The sequence below is a fragment of the Chromobacterium sp. S0633 genome, assembly GCF_024158805.1.
Classification (GTDB): domain Bacteria; phylum Pseudomonadota; class Gammaproteobacteria; order Burkholderiales; family Chromobacteriaceae; genus Chromobacterium.
The window spans coordinates 1-18,161 of sequence record NZ_JAMZGH010000023.1; the positions used below are offsets into that span (position 1 = coordinate 1).

The 18,161-nt window shown below is 65.1% G+C and carries 17 protein-coding genes; 13 read left to right on the forward strand and 4 right to left on the reverse strand.

What is annotated here, in order from left to right:
* Window positions 1–147: 147 nt before the first annotated feature.
* Window positions 148–1,935: an ATP-binding protein gene (locus NK214_RS14140; RefSeq protein WP_253314804.1), complete on the reverse strand. Its 1,788-nt coding sequence runs from the start codon at window positions 1,933–1,935 to the stop codon at window positions 148–150.
* 94 nt (window positions 1,936–2,029) lie between these two features.
* The gene (pssA, locus tag NK214_RS14145; protein WP_253314805.1) at window positions 2,030–3,370 is read right to left on the reverse strand and encodes a CDP-diacylglycerol--serine O-phosphatidyltransferase; all 1,341 of its coding nucleotides are present in this window, start codon (window positions 3,368–3,370) and stop codon (window positions 2,030–2,032) included.
* A gap of 198 nt (window positions 3,371–3,568) precedes the next feature.
* Between pssA and NK214_RS14150 the strand changes: the two genes are divergently transcribed.
* From NK214_RS14150 to NK214_RS14160, 3 genes are all read left to right on the forward strand, one after another.
* Window positions 3,569–4,096 (forward strand): RNA pyrophosphohydrolase, encoded by a 528-nt coding sequence (locus tag NK214_RS14150; protein ID WP_019103838.1) that lies wholly within the window; start codon window positions 3,569–3,571, stop codon window positions 4,094–4,096.
* A 131-nt stretch (window positions 4,097–4,227) separates the two neighbouring features.
* Window positions 4,228–6,192 (forward strand): DNA topoisomerase IV subunit B, encoded by a 1,965-nt coding sequence (gene parE, locus NK214_RS14155; protein WP_107800332.1) that lies wholly within the window; start codon window positions 4,228–4,230, stop codon window positions 6,190–6,192.
* A gap of 116 nt (window positions 6,193–6,308) precedes the next feature.
* On the forward strand, window positions 6,309–7,025 hold the full coding sequence (locus NK214_RS14160; protein ID WP_253314806.1) for an ABC transporter substrate-binding protein: 717 nt from the start codon (window positions 6,309–6,311) through the stop codon (window positions 7,023–7,025).
* Window positions 7,026–7,089: 64 nt separating this feature from the next.
* Here NK214_RS14160 and NK214_RS14165 read toward each other — a convergent pair whose 3' ends face one another.
* Complete coding sequence (locus tag NK214_RS14165; RefSeq protein WP_235087068.1) at window positions 7,090–7,689, reverse strand: short chain dehydrogenase; 600 nt, start codon at window positions 7,687–7,689, stop codon at window positions 7,090–7,092.
* 106 nt (window positions 7,690–7,795) lie between these two features.
* On the opposite strand from NK214_RS14165, the gene NK214_RS14170 reads away from it, so the two are divergent.
* From NK214_RS14170 to NK214_RS14185, 4 genes are all read left to right on the forward strand, one after another.
* Window positions 7,796–8,674 carry a LysR family transcriptional regulator gene (locus tag NK214_RS14170; protein WP_107801931.1) on the forward strand — a complete coding sequence of 293 codons (879 nt, stop codon included), beginning with the start codon at window positions 7,796–7,798 and terminating at the stop codon, window positions 8,672–8,674.
* Window positions 8,675–8,769: 95 nt separating this feature from the next.
* Complete coding sequence (locus NK214_RS14175; RefSeq protein WP_235087073.1) at window positions 8,770–9,327, forward strand: chromate transporter; 558 nt, start codon at window positions 8,770–8,772, stop codon at window positions 9,325–9,327.
* Entirely contained in the window at window positions 9,324–9,839 is a 516-nt protein-coding gene (locus tag NK214_RS14180) for a chromate transporter (protein WP_227104672.1), read from the forward strand. The genes NK214_RS14175 and NK214_RS14180 overlap by 4 nt, the downstream gene beginning before the upstream one ends.
* An 85-nt stretch (window positions 9,840–9,924) precedes the next feature.
* Window positions 9,925–10,770: an ABC transporter substrate-binding protein gene (locus tag NK214_RS14185; RefSeq protein ID WP_199225917.1), complete on the forward strand. Its 846-nt coding sequence runs from the start codon at window positions 9,925–9,927 to the stop codon at window positions 10,768–10,770.
* Here the strand turns inward: NK214_RS14185 and NK214_RS14190 are convergent.
* Window positions 10,758–11,438, reverse strand: a complete 681-nt coding sequence (locus NK214_RS14190) for an ATP-binding protein (RefSeq protein ID WP_107800327.1) — start codon at window positions 11,436–11,438, stop codon at window positions 10,758–10,760. The two genes, NK214_RS14185 and NK214_RS14190, sit on opposite strands and share 13 nt — an antisense overlap.
* Window positions 11,439–11,546: 108 nt before the next feature.
* Here NK214_RS14190 and hemE point away from each other — a divergent pair, with 108 nt between their 5' ends.
* The 6 genes from hemE to NK214_RS14220 all read left to right on the forward strand — a co-directional run bounded on the left by hemE (window position 11,547) and on the right by NK214_RS14220 (window position 18,153).
* Window positions 11,547–12,614, forward strand: a complete 1,068-nt coding sequence (gene hemE, locus NK214_RS14195; RefSeq protein WP_107800326.1) for a uroporphyrinogen decarboxylase — start codon at window positions 11,547–11,549, stop codon at window positions 12,612–12,614.
* Between the two features lie 567 nt (window positions 12,615–13,181).
* Window positions 13,182–15,356, forward strand: a complete 2,175-nt coding sequence (locus NK214_RS14200) for a primosomal protein N' (protein WP_227104670.1) — start codon at window positions 13,182–13,184, stop codon at window positions 15,354–15,356.
* 7 nt (window positions 15,357–15,363) lie between these two features.
* Complete coding sequence (dacB, locus tag NK214_RS14205) at window positions 15,364–16,755, forward strand: D-alanyl-D-alanine carboxypeptidase/D-alanyl-D-alanine-endopeptidase (RefSeq protein WP_253314807.1); 1,392 nt, start codon at window positions 15,364–15,366, stop codon at window positions 16,753–16,755.
* Window positions 16,756–16,853: 98 nt separating this feature from the next.
* On the forward strand, window positions 16,854–17,111 hold the full coding sequence (grxC, locus tag NK214_RS14210) for a glutaredoxin 3 (protein WP_107800323.1): 258 nt from the start codon (window positions 16,854–16,856) through the stop codon (window positions 17,109–17,111).
* A 132-nt stretch (window positions 17,112–17,243) separates the two neighbouring features.
* Window positions 17,244–17,696 carry a protein-export chaperone SecB gene (gene secB, locus NK214_RS14215; RefSeq protein ID WP_107800322.1) on the forward strand — a complete coding sequence of 151 codons (453 nt, stop codon included), beginning with the start codon at window positions 17,244–17,246 and terminating at the stop codon, window positions 17,694–17,696.
* Between the two features lie 13 nt (window positions 17,697–17,709).
* Window positions 17,710–18,153, forward strand: a complete 444-nt coding sequence (locus NK214_RS14220) for an SH3 domain-containing protein (protein WP_107800321.1) — start codon at window positions 17,710–17,712, stop codon at window positions 18,151–18,153.
* Window positions 18,154–18,161: the final 8 nt, after the last annotated feature.

The window sequence follows — 18,161 nt, forward strand, 5'->3', positions numbered from 1 at the left end:
TTCGCCATGTGAAAGTAGGACACCGCCAGACGCCCCATTGCAAAGCCCAGCTCAATCGAGCTGGGCTTTATGCATTGTGCTGTTGAACGGCGACACGGAAGCTTCCCCCAAAGGGAGGCTTTTTTTATGGATTTTCGCCTGGTGGCCTCAGCGTTGATTGGGCGGGAAGCGGATGGTGAAGCTAACGCCTTGTCCTGGCGCGCTGTCCAGCCGGATGTCGCCTTTCAGGATGGTGTGCACGATGTTGTGCACCATGGCCAGCCCCAGTCCCAAGCCGCTTTGTCCCATTTGCGTGGTGAAGAAGGGGTCGAACACCTTGTGTTGCAGCTCCGGCTCGATGCCCTTGCCGTTGTCTGAATAGCAGAGCAGCAGGGCATCTTCCTGCGCTTGCAGCCGGATGTCGATATGGCCGCGATCATGCCCGTCAAAGCCGTGGGCGAGGCTGTTGGCGATCAAGTGGGACAGGAGTTGCTCCAAAGCGCCTGGATAATTCTCGATTTGCAGGTCTTGCGGCGCTTCCAGCGTCAGTCGGATGTCCGGATAGTGCTCCGGCGGCAGCAAGGCTCGCGTTAGTTGGGCGAGGGTTTGAGCGGGCTTGAAGGCGCGCTTGGGCTGCGTGAGTTGATCGGAGGCGATCAGCTTGAAGCGGCCTATCAGGTCGCCGGCCAGCTCGCTGTTTCTTTGCAGCAGTTCGCTGGTTTCGACTGTCTTGCGCAGAAAATCTTGCAGATTGCCGCGCGAGAGCTGTTTGGCTTCATCGGCGCGAATGATGGACTTGAGGTCCGCGTGCAAGACCGAGGCGCTGAGCAGGATATTTCCTATCGGGGTGTTCAATTCGTGCGCCATGCCGGCGACCATGCGGGCGAGCGCCGTCTGTTTTTCCGCGATGCTGATTTGCTGCATGGCTTGCTTGAGCTCGGCGCTGCGCTTGGCGACGCGTTCTTCCAGGTGGCTGTTGAGTTGCTGCAGCTCGGATTCCGCCTGCTTGCGCCGGCTGATGTCGGAGTAGGTGCCTATCATGCGCGAGGGCCGTCCCTGCTCGTCGCGGCCCACTACCATGCCGCGGCTCAGCAGCCATATCCAGCCGTCTTGCGCGCGGAAACGGTGTTCCGAGGTGAAAGACCCTTCCGGCTGGCGCAGGTAGCGGCTGATCGCGGCCTCGACTTCGGGCAGGTCGTCGGGGTGAATGCCGGTTTGCCACAGCTTGAACGCCTCGCTGTCCCGCTCGTCCAGTCCCAGCAGTTGTCGGCAGCGGGAGGACAGAAAGACGGTGTCGCCGGCGATATTCCAGTCCCAGACGCCGTCGCCGGCGCCTTCCAGCGCGAAATGCCAGCGCTCCTCGCTTTCACGCAGCGCCTGCAGCGCTTTTTGCTCCCCGGCTCGCAAAGATTCGAACTCCCGCCTGACCCGCTCGGCCTCGTCCGCGCGCAGGATGGCGTCTTCCTGTTCCCTGGCCTGATCGTGATACACCTGGTGCAGATCGCGCTCCACCATGGCGCGGAATTGGCCGAGCAATTGTTTGTGGGTCTGGCTATAGGGGTTTTCGGCCCGGTCGAGCACGCAAATGGTGCCGAACACGTCCTGATTGGGCCAGATCAGCGGCATGCCCAGGTAGGAGATCATGCCCAGCTTGATGTCGGGATTGTGATCCCAGTCCGGGTCTTTCAAGGCGTTGGGCACCAGCAGATCCCTGCGGCTGCTCATCACGGTCTCGCAATACAGGCCGGTGTCGAGGTCGGCCAGCTCGTCTTCTTCGTAGGGGTTGCCCTGGCTATGGCTGGAGAGGAAGACCTTGATGCGCGGAGCCTGCTTTTGCATGATCAGCGCGGCGGGGATGTCGACGATTTTGGCCAGCAGATCCAGCACCTGCTGCCACTTTTCCGACAGATCGCGGCTGATGCTCAGGTTTTGGGTGTCGATCTTGATGGCCGGCATCGGGGGCTCCATGTTTTGCTAAGCGTTTTCATCTTTTTAGCATATGGGCCGATGCCGGCGGGGAACGGCGGCGTTTTAGCGCGCCTTGAACCGTTTACAGCATCAGGTTGAGCATGCGGTCGATGCGCACGCGGCTCAGGCGGGTCAGCAGCTTCTTGATTTGCTCGGGATAGGTGCGCACGTCTTCCAGTTCGCGGTAGTGCAGCAGCTGCCGGCTGTGGCGCAGGATGTTTTCCTGTTCCTGTTGGTTCTGGTGCTTGAGTTCGGCCTTGGGGTCGCTGATCAGCAAGGCGTTTTCCATGTCCAGGCGGAAGGCGCGCGGATTGAGGTTGTTGCCGGTCAGCAGCATGTGGCGCTGGTCGCTGAACATGCCTTTGAGGTGATAGGTGTTGTCCCCGTCCTTCCACTGGTGCACGCGCAACTGGCCGGTGCCGATGTAATGGCGTTGGCGCTTGGCGAAGCGGCGCAAATTCATTTCGTAGAGATAGGGCAGCGCGCCGATGACGCGGAAGGGCTCGCTGGGCGGAATGTAGAAGTCGTTGGCGGTCTTGTCGCCGACGACGATGTCGATCTGCACGCCGCGGCGCAGCGCCTTGCTGATGGCGAGCACCACCGGCCGCGGAAAGTTGAAATAGGGGGTGCAGATGAACAGCGAGCTGCGGGTGTTGGCAATCAGTTCCAGAATCACCCGGTTGAGCGCGTTGCCCTTGCCGATGCCGACAATCGGGCTGACGCTGAGCTCGTCTTCCGCGCCGGCCTGGTTTTCAATCCGGTATTGGCTATGGCTGATCTTGTCGCGGAAGACGCGGATTTCCTTGCGGATGCTGCGGGTGGCCGGCGCCGGCTTATCGAGCCGGAAGACGGCGGGGTCGTTGAAGAACTGCTCGTGCATATAGTCGGCCATGACGTCCGCCAGCGCCTGGTTGCGGATCAGGTGGTAGCGGTCGAAACGGTATTTGTCCAGCTTGTGCAAGTAGACGTTGTTGATGCTGGCGCCGCTGTACAGCACCTGGTCGTCGACAATCAGGCCTTTGAGGTGCAGCACGCCGAACAACTCGCGGGTTTGCACCGGAATGCCGTAGACGGGCACGTCAACGCTGTGCCGCATCGCCTGGGCCCGATACCAGGAGGCGTTGCAGCTGTCCTGGCTCTCGCCGATGCGCCCGCGCTGGGCGCGGTGCCAGTCCACCATCACGCGGATGTCCAGCTGGGGCTGGCGTTGTTTGGCGGCGAACAGCGCGTCCAGCACTTCCTGACCGGCCTCGTCGTGCTCCAGATAGAGCGCGGCGATATAAATGCGGTGCCGGGCCTGCGCGATCGCTTCCAGCAGGCTAAGACGGAAGTCGGCGGTCTGGTGCAGGGTGGTGATGGCGTCGGCTTGCAGGCGAAGCTTGGGCAGCTGGGCCAGCAACGATCTTTTTAGCAGAAATGCCATGTAAGCGTTGGGTTTGACGTTTAATCGTGGAATCGTAGCATCGTTTTCGCCTCTTGGGGGAGTCCGCGCCTGCGCAATCCTTGCGCCAGCGCAGTTCCGGACGAAGTCGGGCCTTTGCCGGGCCGGCGATAGAGTCCATGGCAAGGCGGGGCGAAATGTGCAAAAATTCGTTCAACTAGATGAATTGCAGGTTTTCCAATGCTGGACCGGGACGGATACCGCCCCAATGTCGGAATCATCCTCATCAACGGCAAAAATGAGGTGTTCTGGGGCAAGCGAGTGCGAGAGCATTCCTGGCAGTTTCCGCAAGGCGGAATCAAGCCAGGCGAAAGTCCGGAAGCCGCGATGTATCGCGAGCTGCTGGAAGAGGTGGGTTTGCTGCCGCAACATGTGAAAATACTGGGACGCACCCGCGACTGGATGCGCTACGAGGTGCCCACCAATTGGGTGCGTCGGGAGTGGCGCGGCAGTTACAAGGGGCAGAAGCAGATTTGGTTTCTGCTGAAGCTGGTGGGGCGCGAGTGCGATGTCTGCCTGCGCGCCAGCAGCCACCCGGAGTTTGACGGCTGGCGCTGGAACGAATACTGGGCGCCGGTGGACGCGGTGATCGAGTTCAAGCGCGAGGTGTACGAGCGCGCGCTGGCCGAGTTGTCGCGCTTCCTGCGCGGGGTGGAGAGTCGGGAGGCCTATCTGGCCCGGCTTGGCCGCGCCCAGGAGCCGCATTGACGCGCCGCCGGGCGGCGGCGTCTGCGCGCGCGGCCTCGAAGCGACACGGCGGGCCTGGCCCGCTGTCTTTTTTTGCGCCGCGGCCGTGGCCGCGGCGTTTGGCGTAATTTGCTGAGCAACAAGATTCAAACATGACGCAACAATACGATGAGTCGTCGGTACGGGTGCTGAAAGGCTTGGAGCCGGTCAAGGAACGGCCGGGGATGTATACCCGCACCACCGACCCCACCCATATTTGCCAGGAAGTGATAGACAACGCCGCCGACGAGGCGCTAGGCGGCTTTGCGCGCAAGATCGCGGTGACGGTGCATCAGGACGGCTCGCTGTCGGTGGAAGACGACGGCCGCGGCATTCCGGTCGGCCTGCATCCGCAAGAAGGCGTGCCGGTGCTGGAACTGGTGTTCACCCGCTTGCACGCCGGCGGCAAATTCAACAAGAAGGACGGCGGCGCCTACGCCTTCTCCGGCGGTTTGCACGGCGTCGGCGTATCGGTGACCAATGCGCTGTCCACCCGGCTGGAGGTGGAGGTCAAGCGCGAGGGCGGCGTGCACCGCCTGGTGTTTTCCGGCGGCGACGTCATCGAGCCGCTGGCTCGGGTGGCGGATTGCGGCCCGCGCACCAGCGGCACCCGGGTCAGGGTGTGGCCGGACGGCAAGTATTTTGAAAGCCCGCGCTACTCCTTGCCGGAGTTGGAGCGTCTGCTGCGCGCCAAGGCGGTGTTGCTGCCCGGCGTGGCGGTCACCCTGGTGGTGGAGCGCCCCAGCGGCGACGAAGTCAAGGTCTGGCAGTACCCGGAGGGCTTGAAGAGCTATCTGGCGGAACTGTGCAACGGCGACGAGCCGGTGGCGCCCTTGTTCGCCGGCGAAGCCTATATCGGCGACGATCACGAGCAGTTCGCCAAGGGCGAAGGCGCGCAGTGGGCCATGGCCTGGTTCGAAGACGGCGCCAGCGGCGAAAGCTACGTCAACCTGATTCCGACCCCGGTGGGGGGCACTCACGAGGCCGGCTTGCGCGCCGGCGTGTTCGACGCGGTGAAGAGCTTCATCGATCACCACAATCTGTTGCCGCGCGGCGTCAAGCTGATGGCCGAGGACGTGTGGAGCCGCGTGCGCTTCGTATTGTCCGCCCGCGTGCTGGACCCGCAGTTTCAGGGGCAGACCAAGGACAAGCTGACCAGCCGCGACGCCTTGAAGCTGATTTCCGGCCTGGCGCGAGATCCGGTGGAGCTGTGGCTGAACCAGAACGTGGAGTCCGGCAAGAAAATCGCCGAGCTGGCGATACGCCAGGCGCAGTCGCGCTTGAAGTCGGTGAAGAAGGTGGAAAAGAAAAAAGGCTCCGGCGTGGCGGTGCTGCCCGGCAAGCTGACCGATTGCGAGAGCGAGGACATTGATCGCAACGAGCTGTTCCTGGTGGAGGGCGATTCCGCCGGCGGTTCCGCCAAGCTGGCGCGCGACAAGGAATACCAGGCCATCCTGCCCTTGCGCGGCAAGGTGCTCAACAGCTGGGAAACCGACAAGGATCAGCTGTTTTCCAATGCCGAGATTCACGACATCTCGGTGGCCATCGGCGTGGATCCGCACGGCCCTAACGACCGTCCAGACCTGTCCGGCCAGCGTTACGGCAAGATCGCCATCCTGTCCGACGCCGACGTGGACGGCTCCCACATCCAGGTGCTGTTGCTGACGCTGTTCTTCCGCCATTTCCCGCGCTTGATCGAAAACGGCAACATCTACGTGGCCCAGCCGCCGCTGTTCCGCGTGGACGTGCCGGGGCAGGGCAAGCATCGTCCTCCGCGCAAGTTGTACGCGCTGGACGAAGGCGAGATGACGGCCATTCTGGACCGGCTGCGCAGCGAAGGCGTGCGAGAAAACGCCTGGAGCATTTCCCGCTTCAAGGGCCTGGGCGAGATGAACCCGGAGCAGTTGAAGGACACTACGATGAATCCGGACACCCGCCGGCTGTCGCAGGTGCGGGTGCGCGTCGGCGAACTGGAGCAGACCCTGTCCACTTTCGTCATGCTGATGGGCAAGGGCGAGGCGTCCAGCCGCCGCAGCTGGATGGAGGCCAACGGCAACGCGGTCGAGGCCGACATCTGAGCGGCCGCGCCGGCGGTTCCGCTTGAAGGAAAGCCCCTGCGAGCCTTGCTTGCGGGGGCTTTTTCATTGCGGGCTATAGTGAGGCTAGGCGCGGCGTCTCAATCAAGGGGAAAGGCATGGCCAAGCAATGGCGGGGACTGTTGGCGGGCTGGCTGGCGCTGCCCGCGCTGGCGTCCGGCTACCACTCTTCCAGCCAGGACATCGGGCCCTGGGGCGACGGCGCGAGCCAGGACGGCCTGGCGCCGCGTTTCATCCGCTTCGTCGCGCGGGAGGCGGGGTTGGCGCTGACCCAAGACGTCCGGCCTCTGCCGCGGGTGATAGAAGAACTGAAACAGGGCCGCAACGCCTTGGCGCTGGTGACCGCCTCGCCGGAGCGCTCGCGTTTCGCCGTGGAGTTGTGCCGGCCGGCGTCTATCCGCATCTCCGTGCTCTATCATCGCCGCGGCCTGGTGACGCCCATCGGCCCGTCTTGGTTCCGCCAGCGCAGCCTGGGCGTCCTGCGCGGCACCCATACCCTGGACGGCTTTATCGCCCAAAGCGGCGCAGCGCCGGTGGAGGTGTCGGACATGCCGCAGGGTTTTCGCATGCTGCAAGCCGGCCGGCTGGACGCGATGATGTGCGTGCGTCCCGGCTGCGGCCACGCGCTGCGGCAGATGGGCGGCAGCCTGCCCAATCTGACCGAATACGCGCAGGGCGACGAACCGATGGCGCTCTACGTGTCCAAGCGCAGCGAGCTGGCGCGCGACGCCGCGATGCTGGGCAAACTGAAGGCCGCCTGTCTGTCCGCCGCCGGCAGGCGCGAAATGGCCGAATTGCTGACGATTTACGACTAAGGCGCTGTTCAAGGCCGTAGCGCAGACGCGCTACCGACATTGAACGGTTTCTAAGGCGCCGGGCTTACCAGACGCGCAACGTCTGACCGGTCTGCACGCCTTCCACGCTGCGCACATAGGCCAGCGCCGCGCGCGCCGCCGGCACCGCCTCGAAGCCGGGGAAGAAGTCCCGGTACTGCTCCCAGGATTCTTGCAGCACATTGGGGCTGACCACATTGATGCGACGCCCGCCGTCCAGTTCCGCCGCCGCGCCGCGGACAAAGCCCTCCAGCGCCGAGTTCACCGCGCTGGCGTTGCTGCCGAAGCGGATGGGCTGCTCGCTGACGATGCCGCTGGTCAGCGTGATGGAGCCGCCGGCGTTCAGATAGTGCTGGCCGATCAAGGCCAGTTCCACCTGGCCCATCAGCTTGTCCTTGAGGCCGACGCGGAACTGCTCGGCGCTCATTTCCGCCAGGGGGCCGAAATGCAGTTTGCCGGTGGCGCTGATGATGGCGTCCACCTTGCCTATGCGTTCGAACAGCGCGCGAATGCTGTCGCCGTCGGTCAGGTTCACCAGCGCGTCGCCGCGGCGGCTGCCGGCCTTGATCAGCTGATGATGGGACAGCGCCTGGCTGACGGCCTGGCCCAGCGTGCCGTGGGCGCCGACGATGAGAATCTTTTTCATGGGGGATCTCCCGGACAAGTACAAGACCCGGCCATTCTGCGCCCGCGCGGCGTCTTGATTAATCCGCTAAGATGAACAAGATTGAAAACTGTGGGTTATGAATGGCATGGATCGCCTATTGAGCATGGAGCTGTTCGTGGCGGTGGTGGAACGCGGCAGCTTCACCGCGGCGGCGGAGGCGCATGGTTTGTCCCAGCCTATGGTGGGCAAGCATATCGCCAGCCTGGAGCAGCGGCTGGGCGGCCGGCTGCTGGCGCGCACCACCCGCCGTCAGCAACTGACCGAACTGGGCTCGCACTATTTCCAGCGCTGCCAGTCCATTCTGGCGGAAATCCGCGCGGCGGAAAGCGGGGCCGAACTGATCAGCGGCGCGCCGCGCGGCGTGCTGCGCGTCAACGCCTCGGTGACTTTCGGCTCTCTGCGCCTGGCCGGTCTGCTGGCCGAGTTCATGCAAACCTATCCGGACATCACCGTGGACCTGAGTTTGTCCGACGAGCTGGTCGACTTGGTGGCCGACGGCTACGACGCCGCTTTTCGCATCGGCCGGCTGCCGGACTCCGGCCTGGTGGCGCGGCCCTTGCAGCCCTATCGGATGATGGTGGCGGCGGCGCCCGCCTATCTGGCGCGCAAGGGCGTGCCGCGCACGCCGGCGGATCTGGCCGCGCATGATTGCCTGGGTTTCTCGCTGTGGCGCAAGGACGACGGCTGGGAATTGCTGGGCGCAGGCGAGTGGGCGCGCGCCAGCCGCTTTCAGTCCAATCACGGCCAGGCGCTGCGCATGGTGGCGCTGGCCGGCGGCGGCATCGTGCTGCAAGCCGAGGCCTTGCTGGGCGACGATGTGGCCGCCGGCCGGCTGGTGGAGGTGCTGCCGGGCTGTTTGCCGCCGCCCAAGCCCATGCATTTGATTTATCTGCAGGACCGCCGGCCTTTGCCCAAGCTGCGAGTGTTCATAGACTTCATTCTGGAGCGCCTGGGCGCGCTGTGAGTTTTATTGACAGGGCCTGTCAGCGATTTTCGTTTGAGCTGCGGCGCGCATCGGCGTAGCGTGGACGCATGGCTGATTTGACGAGAGGAAAGGGCATGGAAGCGGATGTGCGGACGCCCAGCCGGCGTGATTTGTTCGCCGGCTTTTTCTCGATCGGGCTGACCGGTTTCGGCGGCGTGTTGCCGCAGGCGCACCGGATGATGGTGCTGCGCCGTCGTTGGTTGAGCGAGGCGGATTTCGCCGTGGTGCTGGGCCTGGGGCAAGTGCTGCCGGGCCCCAATATCGTCAATGTCGCGGTGGCGGTGGGCAGCCGCTTTCACGGCGTGAGCGGAGCCTTGGCCGCCATCGCCGGCCTGTTGCTGGCGCCCATGGTCATCGTGCTGCTGCTGGCGTCCTTCTACGGCCATTATCGGCAACTGCCGCTGGTGCAGAATGTGTTGCACGGCCTGGCCTCCGCCGCCGCCGGCTTGATCGCGGCGATGGGGCTGCGGCTGCTGGCGCGCATCGAGCGCAAGTTGTGGTGCGCGCTGGTGGCGGCGCTGACTTTCTGCGCCTTGGGCGTCTTGCAACTGCCCTTGCTGTGGTCGCTGGCCTTGCTGGCGCCCGTCGCCATCGGCTTGGCCTGGCGCGACCGGCCGAAGGAGGGCGCGTGATACTGCTGACGCTGCTATGGCAGTTTTCCTTGTTGTCGCTGATGGCGGTGGGCGGCGCCAATGTGCTGATACCCGAGCTGCAACGCCTGGTGGTGGAGCAGGGCTGGATGAACGCGCGCGAGTTCGCCGCGCTGTTCGCCATCGCCCAGGCCGCGCCCGGCCCCAATGTGCTGGTGGTCAGTCTGATAGGCTGGCAGGTGGCCGGGGTGCCGGGCGCGCTGGTCAGCATGCTCGGCATTTGCGGCCCATCGTCGGTGTTGAGTTATTACGTGGCGCGCTGGTGGCAGCGTTATCAGCAGGCGCCGCTGACCCGGGCAATCCAACGGGGACTGGCGCCGCTGACCATAGGGCTGGTGGCGGCCAGCGCCTGGCTGTTGAGCCAGGCGGCCAATGCCGACGCGGGCGCTTGGCTGCTGTGCGGCGCGGTGGCGCTGACGGCGTGGCGCACTGCGATCAATCCCTTGTGGCTATTGTCGGCCGGCGCTTTGCTGGGCGGCTTGGGCTGGCTCTAAGCAGCGGCTCAATGAAGCGCGGCTGACTTTGAACAGCGTCTAAGCGGCGGCCATAATGAACAGGGTTTTCTCGGGAGGGCGCGCATTGACGCGAATCTTGATGCTGCTGCTGTGCGTACTGGCGCTGCCGGCGCAGGGGCAAACTTTGTCTATCCGCTACGCGCTGGTGTCCGGAGAGCAAGACCCGCATCTGCCCTATATGCAGGCTTTGCTGCAACTGGCGTGCAGCGAGGCCAAACTCAGTTGCGAGCTGAGCAGCGCGCTGGACATGAATCAGGGGCGGGCGCTGGAGCAGATGGCGCACGGCGACGCCGGCGTGGATCTGTTCTGGGGCATGAGCAGCCGCGAGCGCGAACAGAAGGCCCTGCCGGTGCGGATTCCCCTGTATAAGGGCTTGATCGGCTGGCGCGTGCCGCTGGTGTCGCAAAAGCGCGCCCGGCTGTTTGAAAAGGCGTTCACGCTGGCGGATTTGAAGACGCTGAGCGCCGGGCAAGGGCAGGATTGGCCGGATACGCAGATTCTGCGCGCCGCCGGTTTGCCGGTGGTGGCCAGCCCCTTGTACCTGCCGCTGTTCGCCATGCTGCGTCAGGGGCGTTTCGACTATTTCCCGCGCAGCGTGATCGAGGTGGGCCAGGAGCTGGAGTCCGACGCCGCCAAGGGCCTGGTATTGGACCCTTACATTGTGTTGCACTATCCGGCGGCTTTTTATTTCTTCGTGTCGCCGCGCCGGCCGGAGTTGGCCCGGGCGCTGACTCAGGGCCTGGAAGCCGCAATCAAGGACGGCAGCTTCGACAAGCTGTTCCTGCGCTTCAACGGTCCGCGCCTGCGCGCCTTGAACCTGGCGCAGCGGCGCATCATCGAGCTGCCCAACCCCCTGCTGCCCAAGGAGACGCCGCTGCAGCGCAAGGAGCTGTGGTTCTATCCGCGTTGAGGGTCCAGCGGCAGCAAGTCCGTGAATACAAATCCGTCCCGCTCCACCGTCTCGCCCACCGCGTGCGGCACCGGGCGCAGGAACATCGGGCCGTCCCAGGCGAAGGAGTGGAATTCGCCGTATTCGCCGCAAGGGTCGGCGTCGGGCGGCAGCGCGTCCAGCAAGGCCTGGCCGAACTCGCGGCCGGCCAGTTCGCGCGGCAGCTTGCGCGGGTCCAGGCAGGTCAGCCTGGCCTTGAGCCCGCTGCGCAGCATGGTTTGCGCCAACTCGGCGGTGGGCAGGCCCCACAGCGGGAAGAGCGGCGCGATGCCGCTGCCGGCCAGGTTCTGCTCGCGGTAGGCGCGCACGTCCTCCAGGAACAGATCGCCAAAGGCCATATGGCTGACGCCGTCTGCGCGGCAGGCGTTGACGAAGTCGGCCATCCGGCTGGCGTAATCCTCGTTGCCGCAAGGGTAGGGGATGGCCAGCTGGCGCAGCGGCAGACCCAGCGCCGCCGCCTGCGCCTGCAGCAGTTCCACCCGCACCGCGTGCATGGCCACGCGCTGGAAAGCCTGATTGACGGTGGTGAACAGGCCGACGACTTCGACGTCGGGATCTTGGCGCAGCACATGCAAGGCCCAGGCGCTGTCCTTGCCGCTGCTCCAGGACAAGAGTACGGTTTTCTTCATGGCGCACAGCTTAGCCGTGCGGAGGCGCGCCGCCAAGCGGGGGGACTGGGCCGGGGGACTCGGGTATAATGACGCTCTATTTTTTCGTCATTCAGGACTGATTGCCGCATGACCCAGCTCAAGAACGATACCTTCCTGCGCGCGCTGCTTGGCCAGCCCGTCGAATACACCCCGATCTGGATGATGCGCCAGGCCGGCCGCTATTTGCCGGAGTACCGCGCCACCCGCAGCCGGGCCGGCAGCTTCATGGGTTTGTGCACCAGTCCCGACTACGCCACCGAAGTCACCCTGCAGCCGCTGGAGCGTTTCCCGCTGGACGCCGCCATCCTGTTTTCCGACATCCTGACCGTGCCGGACGCCATGGGCCTGGGCCTGTACTTCGCCGAAGGCGAGGGCCCCAAGTTCGAGCGTCCTTTGCGCGATGAAGCCGCCGTCCGCGCGCTGACGGTGCCGGCGCTGGACAAGCTGGGCTACGTCTTCGACGCGGTGTCCAGCATCCGCAAGGCGCTGGACGGCCGCGTGCCGCTGATCGGCTTCTCCGGCAGCCCGTTCACCCTGGCCTGCTATATGATAGAAGGCGGCGGTTCCGACGATTTCCGCCACGTCAAGGCCATGCTCTACAGCCGTCCGGAACTGCTGCATCACATCCTGGACGTGAACGCCCGCACGGTGATCGACTATCTGAACGCCCAGATCGACGCCGGCGCGCAGGCGGTGCAGATTTTCGACACCTGGGGCGGGGCGCTGACCCAGGCGGCTTATCGAGAATTCTCGCTGGCCTATATGCGTCAGATCGTCGCCGGACTGAAGCGCGAGGCCGACGGCCGCCGCGTGCCGGTGATCGTGTTCACCAAGGGCGGCGGACAGTGGCTGGAAGAGATCGCGGCCATCGGCGCCGACTGCGTGGGCCTGGACTGGACCACGGATCTGGGCGCCGCGCGCGCCCGGGTGGGCGACAAGGTGGCCTTGCAGGGCAACTTCGATCCCAACGCGCTGTTCGCCGAGCCCGCCGCCATCGAGCGCGAAGTGGCGCGCATCCTGGCCAGCTACGGCGCCGGCAGCGGCCATGTCTTCAATCTGGGCCACGGCATCTCCCAGCACGTCAAACCGGAGCATGCCGGAGCCTTGGTGGACGCGGTGCACCGCTTGTCGCGCTCCTACCATGCCGCGGGCTGAAAAACCGCTTTTCAAGCCGGCGGCATGTTTCTGCCGTTCCGGCGCGATACCCCCCGGCGGGCGCACCAAGTTGGCGCGGGCCGGCGGGCATTAAAGCCGGCTTTATCAGTGTCTAAATCCGGCATCAAGCTGCTGTTAGCGCGGCCGGCGGAAAAGGATTTGTTTTTTCAACAGAAAATTTAACTTTTCCCCTGAGGCCATCCGCGCGTCGTCGGGGTATCCTTACCTGTCCGGCCAATGGTTCTCCTGCGGCCGGATTGTATTTTTACACTGGGATGAACAAGGATATTGACAAGGCGAACCGTAGTCGTTCTCGGAGTTATGCACATTTGCTAGTCAGAGTTCAGGTTCTTGTCAAGCCGATTGCTCATGTTTTTTTGATCAATTTAAGTCTTTGAAAACAAAGAGAAAAATAATTGATTAATTTTTGCGCAATCTAACGGAAATGTTGATCTGGGGCCGTTTCGACCTCAAGGCGACAGCTTGTTCACAAAGTTATCCACAGCATCTGTGCACAGTGGCCGCAAAGCCTTGTCACAACAGCATTTGTCTTCGGGGGCGCGCCGGATGGGGCAGCAAAGCATCGTGCAAGTGGCCGTGGACGTGCCGCTGCCAGGTACGTTCAGTTACCTGACCCAGTTGTCTGTCATGGCCGGGCAAAGAGTGGCGGTTTCCTTCGGGCCGCGCCGGCTGTGTGGCGTGGTTGTCACGGATATACCTCAGCAGGGTATCGACCCGGCCAAGCTCAAGCCGCTGGAGTCCGTGCTGAGCGGACTGCCGCCGCTGCCGGCGGACTTCATGGCCCTGGTCCGCTTCGCCGCCGATTACTACCACCATCCGCTGGGGCAGGCGCTGTTCACCGCCTTGCCCACCGGTCTGCGCGAGCCCCGGGACATCGCCTTGCCGGATGAACGGCCGTACGCGCTGACGCCGCAAGGCGAGGCGGAAGCGCCGCCGGCCCGCCAGCGCGCCCGCTTGGCGCTGTGGCAGGCGCTACAGGACGGCGCGTTGACGCTGGCCGCCGCCAAGGCGGTGACGCCGCAGGCGGGCAAGGTGCTGGCGGACTGGCTGGCGGACAAGAAGGTCCGCCGCGTGGAGCCGGAAGCCACGCCCTTGCGGGTGGCGGACAGTCCCGAACTGAACGAAGAACAACAGGCCGCGCTGGACGCCTTGCGCGGCCAGGCCGGCTACCAGCCCTGGTTGCTGCACGGCATTACCGGCAGCGGCAAGACCGAAGTCTATCTGCGGCTGATCGCCGACCAGCTGGCCGCCGGCCGCCAAGTGCTGGTGCTGGTGCCGGAAATCAATCTGACCCCGCAGCTGATCACGCGCTTCACCCAACGCTTTCCGGACAGCCGCATCGCGGTGCAGCACAGCCATCTGGCCGACGGCGAGCGTCTGAGGGGCTGGCTGGACGGCTGGCAGGGGCGCGCCGACGTGATGATAGGCACTCGCTTGTCGGTGTTCACGCCGCTGCCGCGCCTGGGCCTGATCGTGGTGGACGAGGAGCACGACGGCTCCTTCAAGCAGCAGGACGGCTTGCGCTACCATGCGCGCGATCTGGCGATCTGGCGCGCGCGCCAGGCCGGCGTGCCCATCCTGCTGGGCTCGGCCACGCCCAGCCTGGAAACCATGGCCAATGTCGAGGCCGGCCGCTATCGCCGGCTGTCCCTGAGCCGGCGCGCTCACGGCGCGGCGCGGCTGCCGGAGGTGAAACTGGTCGACGTGCGCCGGCAAAAGCTGGCCGAAGGCCTGTCCGAACCGGTGATCCAGGCGTTGCGCCAACGCCTGGCGCGCGGCGAGATGAGCCTGGTGTTCATCAACCGCCGCGGCTTCGCGCCGGTGGTGGCCTGCACCGATTGCGGCTGGACCAGCGGCTGTCCGCGCTGCTCCGCCAAGCTGGTGGTTCATCTGTTGGAGCGCAAGCTGCGTTGCCACCATTGCGGTTGGGAAGAGGCGGTGCCGCGCGCCTGCCCGGATTGCGGCAATCCCGACATCAAACCCTTGGGCGAAGGCACCCAGCGGCTGGAGTCCGCGCTGACGCGCTTGTTTCCCGAGGCGCGCATCCTGCGCATAGACCGCGACACCACCAGCCGCAAGGAAGCCTGGGACGAAATCTATCGCAAGGTCCATGCCGGCGAGGTGGACATGCTGGTAGGCACCCAGATGCTGGCCAAGGGGCACGACTTCGGCACCTTGTCGCTAGTGGTGGCGCTGGGCGCGGACGGCGGTCTGTACTCCGCGGACTTCCGCGCCTCCGAGCGCTTGTTCGCGCAACTGATGCAAGTGGCCGGCCGCGCCGGCCGCGCCGACGCTCCCGGCGAAGTGCTGATCCAGACTCAGTGGCCGGATCATGAGCTATACCAAGCGCTGACGCGCCACGATTTCGACGGCTACGCCAAGACCCTGCTGGACGAGAGACGCATCGCCGGCTTCCCGCCCTGCGCCTATCAAGCGCTGTTGCGCGCCGACAGTCCCAGTCTGGAACTGGCCACCGCCTTCCTGGCCGAAGTGCGCCGGCTGGCCGAGCCGCTGGCGGCTGAGGTGCTGATCGCCGGCCCGGCGCCGGCGCTGATGGCGCGGCTCGCCAATCGCGAACGCGCCCAGCTGGTGCTGGAAGCGCCGCAACGGCAGGCGCTGCACGCTTTTTTGAACCCATTGCTGCCGCAGGTGGAAGCGGCGGCCAAACGCCATGGACGCGGCCTGCGCTGGTCGCTGGACGTGGATCCGCAAGACATGTGATCGCCCAATGAAAGCAAAAACGAAACAAACCCTGACGGCGGCTTGTCTGCTGCTGTCGGCATGGCCGGCCTGCGCGCTGGACCTGCACGGCCTCAAGCCGGAGGAGGTGGCCGTCTGGGCCGCGCCGGTGGAAAGCGGCAAGACGCTGGCCGGCCACCGCGCCGACAGCGCGGTCAACCCGGCCTCCACCATGAAGCTGATCACCAGCTGGAGCGCGCTGAATCTGCTCAAGCCCGGTTATCGCTGGCATACCGGGCTGTGGTCCGCCGCTCCGCTGCGAGACGGCGCGCTGCAAGGCGACCTTTACTGGCTGGGCGCCGGCGACCCGCGCTTCAACAACGACAGCCTGCTCAATCTGCTGTACGGCCTGCGGCTGCGCGGCGTGCAACGGATAGACGGCAAGCTGGTGTTGGACAAGAGCGCCTTCAAGGGCGTGTCCAGCGCCCGCGACTTCGACGAAGACGCCGGCCGCGCCTTCACCGTGGAGCCGGACAGCCATCTGACCAATCTGAAAGTGGCCTGGCTCAATTTCTACGTCGACGCCGACGGCGCGCGCGTGGCGCTGGACCCGCCGCTGGCCGGCGTCAGCGTCAACGCCAAGCTGCAGGCCGGAGGCCAGAGCGGCGCGAACGATTGCTCCGACGTGCGCCGCTACGTCAGCATCGCCAACGACGTGCGCTCGGTCACCGTCAGCGGCACCTTGCCGCCCAGTTGCGACGGTGCCAAGACCTTCGTCAACGTGCTGGACCACGACGCCTTCGCCAGTCAGGATTTCGCCGCCCTGTGGCAGGCGCTGGGCGGCGCCGGGCCCAAGGGCGCGGGGCTGGGGCGGGTGCCGGCCGGCGCGCGCGAACTGGCCGGTCACGATTCCCAGCCGTTGACCGTGGCGATCAGCGACATCAACAAATACAGCAACAACACCATGGCGCGCACCTTGTTCCTGACCTTGGGCAAGGAGGGCGGCGGCGGAGAGGACACCCGCGCCAACGCCGAGCACGCGGTGCGGCGTCTGCTGGCGGCCAACGCCATTTCCGATGAAACCCTGGTGCTGGAAAACGGCTCCGGCCTGTCGCGGCGGGAGCGGGTGAGCGCGCGCCTGATGGGGCAAGTGCTGCTCAACGCCGCGCGCGGCCCCTACGCCAGCGAATTCCTGGCCAGCCTGCCCATCGCCGGCGAGGACGGCACCTTGCGCAAGCGCTTCGCCGAGCAAGGGCCGCGGCTGCGGATGAAGACCGGCACCCTCAAGGACGTCAAGGCGCTGGCCGGCTACTGGCTGGGCGCGGACGGCCGCCGGCTGGCGCTGGCGGTGATCGTCAACAGCCCGCGCGCGCCGGAGATGGGCAAGGCGATGGACCAGATCGTCGCCGATCTGATCGACCGCTTCGAGGCGTCCAAGTAAGAACATGGCGGATTGACGGTTTCGGCGCGCGCGGCGGGAGTATACTATCGGGTTTTGCGCGCTCCTCGCCGGAGCGCCCGATTCCGCGAGAGCCATCGATGAAACCCGTAACCATGTATACCACCGCGGTGTGCCCCTATTGCATCCGCGCCAAGCAAATCCTCTCCGCCAAAGGCGTGGCCGAGATCAAGGAAATCCGCATCGATCTGGACCCGGTCGAGCGCGACAAGATGATGGATCTGACCGGCCGCCGCACCGTGCCGCAGATCTTCATCGGCGACGCCCACGTCGGCGGCTGCGACGACCTGGTGGCGCTGAACCAGGCCGGCAAGCTGGACCTGCTGCTGGCCGATTGAGCCGGCTTGCCCGCGATCAAACCGCGCGCTTGCGGGCGGTTGGCCCTGAACCGCTTTCGTGCGATGATGCAGGCCTGTTTTAACCATTCCAAAACCGGCCGCTTGCGAGCGGCCTCCGTGTGAGACAAAGAGATGAGCGAACAACAAGAGCTGCAGCCGGCGTTTTCCATCGAGAAAATTTATGTGAAGGACATGTCCCTGGAAGTGCCTAGCGCGCCGCAGGTGTTCCTGGAGCAAGAACAGCCGGAAATCGACATGCAGCTGGCCAGCGAAGGCAAACAGCTGGACGACGGTTTCTACGAAGTGACCCTGACCGTGACCGTGACCGCCAAACTGCCGGAAAAAACCATGTTCCTGTGCGAAGTGGGCCAGTCCGGCATCTTCCAGATCCGCAACGTGCCGGCCGAAGACATCGACCCCATCCTGGGCGTGGCTTGCCCCAACATCCTGTTCCCCTACGCGCGCGAAGCCGTGTCCAGCGTAGTGAACCGCGCAGGCTTCCCGCCGGTGCTGTTGTCCCCGATCAACTTCGAAGCCCTGTACATGCAGCAACGCGCGCAACAGGCCGAAGCCGGCAACGCCTGAGGCGACGCAAGCAATGAAACGCCTCGTATATCCGCTGGCGCTGAGCCTGGGCCTGCTGTCCCACGGCGCCGCCGCACTTGAGTTTCGCTCGGTGAAGGAAACCGGCGTGGCGCTGTACGAGGCGCCGACGCTCACCTCGAAGAAACTGTTCGTGGTGAGCCGCTATTACCCGGTGGAAGTGCTGAGCAGCCAGAAGGAATGGTCGCGGGTGCGCGACGCCACCGGCGGCATCGCCTGGATTCCGGCCGCCGCGCTGTCCAAGCAGCGCTGGTTGCTGATCACCGCCGACAAGGCGGAAGTGCGCGCCGCGCCGGCCAACGACGGCCCGCTGGCCTACACCGTGCCCAAGGACGGCGTGGTGGAGCTGCAAGAGCCGCCCAAGGGCGGCTGGGTCAAAGTGCGCCACCGCGACGGCAGCATCGGCTATGCTCGTATTACCGACCTCTGGGGCTTGTAAGGGCTACG

Excerpts from the sequence above, each read along its gene's own strand:
- NK214_RS14140 (WP_253314804.1), bottom strand. The coding sequence starts at position 1,935 with ATGCCGGCCATCAAGATCGACACCCAAAACCTGAGCATCAGCCGCGAT.
- pssA (WP_253314805.1), bottom strand. The coding sequence starts at position 3,370 with ATGGCATTTCTGCTAAAAAGATCGTTGCTGGCCCAGCTGCCCAAGCTT.
- NK214_RS14150 (WP_019103838.1), top strand. The coding sequence starts at position 3,569 with ATGCTGGACCGGGACGGATACCGCCCCAATGTCGGAATCATCCTCATC.
- parE (WP_107800332.1), top strand. The coding sequence starts at position 4,228 with ATGACGCAACAATACGATGAGTCGTCGGTACGGGTGCTGAAAGGCTTG.
- NK214_RS14160 (WP_253314806.1), top strand. The coding sequence starts at position 6,309 with ATGGCCAAGCAATGGCGGGGACTGTTGGCGGGCTGGCTGGCGCTGCCC.
- NK214_RS14165 (WP_235087068.1), bottom strand. The coding sequence starts at position 7,689 with ATGAAAAAGATTCTCATCGTCGGCGCCCACGGCACGCTGGGCCAGGCC.
- NK214_RS14170 (WP_107801931.1), top strand. The coding sequence starts at position 7,796 with ATGGATCGCCTATTGAGCATGGAGCTGTTCGTGGCGGTGGTGGAACGC.
- NK214_RS14175 (WP_235087073.1), top strand. The coding sequence starts at position 8,770 with ATGGAAGCGGATGTGCGGACGCCCAGCCGGCGTGATTTGTTCGCCGGC.
- NK214_RS14190 (WP_107800327.1), bottom strand. The coding sequence starts at position 11,438 with ATGAAGAAAACCGTACTCTTGTCCTGGAGCAGCGGCAAGGACAGCGCC.
- hemE (WP_107800326.1), top strand. The coding sequence starts at position 11,547 with ATGACCCAGCTCAAGAACGATACCTTCCTGCGCGCGCTGCTTGGCCAG.
- NK214_RS14200 (WP_227104670.1), top strand. The coding sequence starts at position 13,182 with ATGGGGCAGCAAAGCATCGTGCAAGTGGCCGTGGACGTGCCGCTGCCA.
- dacB (WP_253314807.1), top strand. The coding sequence starts at position 15,364 with ATGAAAGCAAAAACGAAACAAACCCTGACGGCGGCTTGTCTGCTGCTG.
- grxC (WP_107800323.1), top strand. The coding sequence starts at position 16,854 with ATGAAACCCGTAACCATGTATACCACCGCGGTGTGCCCCTATTGCATC.
- secB (WP_107800322.1), top strand. The coding sequence starts at position 17,244 with ATGAGCGAACAACAAGAGCTGCAGCCGGCGTTTTCCATCGAGAAAATT.
- NK214_RS14220 (WP_107800321.1), top strand. The coding sequence starts at position 17,710 with ATGAAACGCCTCGTATATCCGCTGGCGCTGAGCCTGGGCCTGCTGTCC.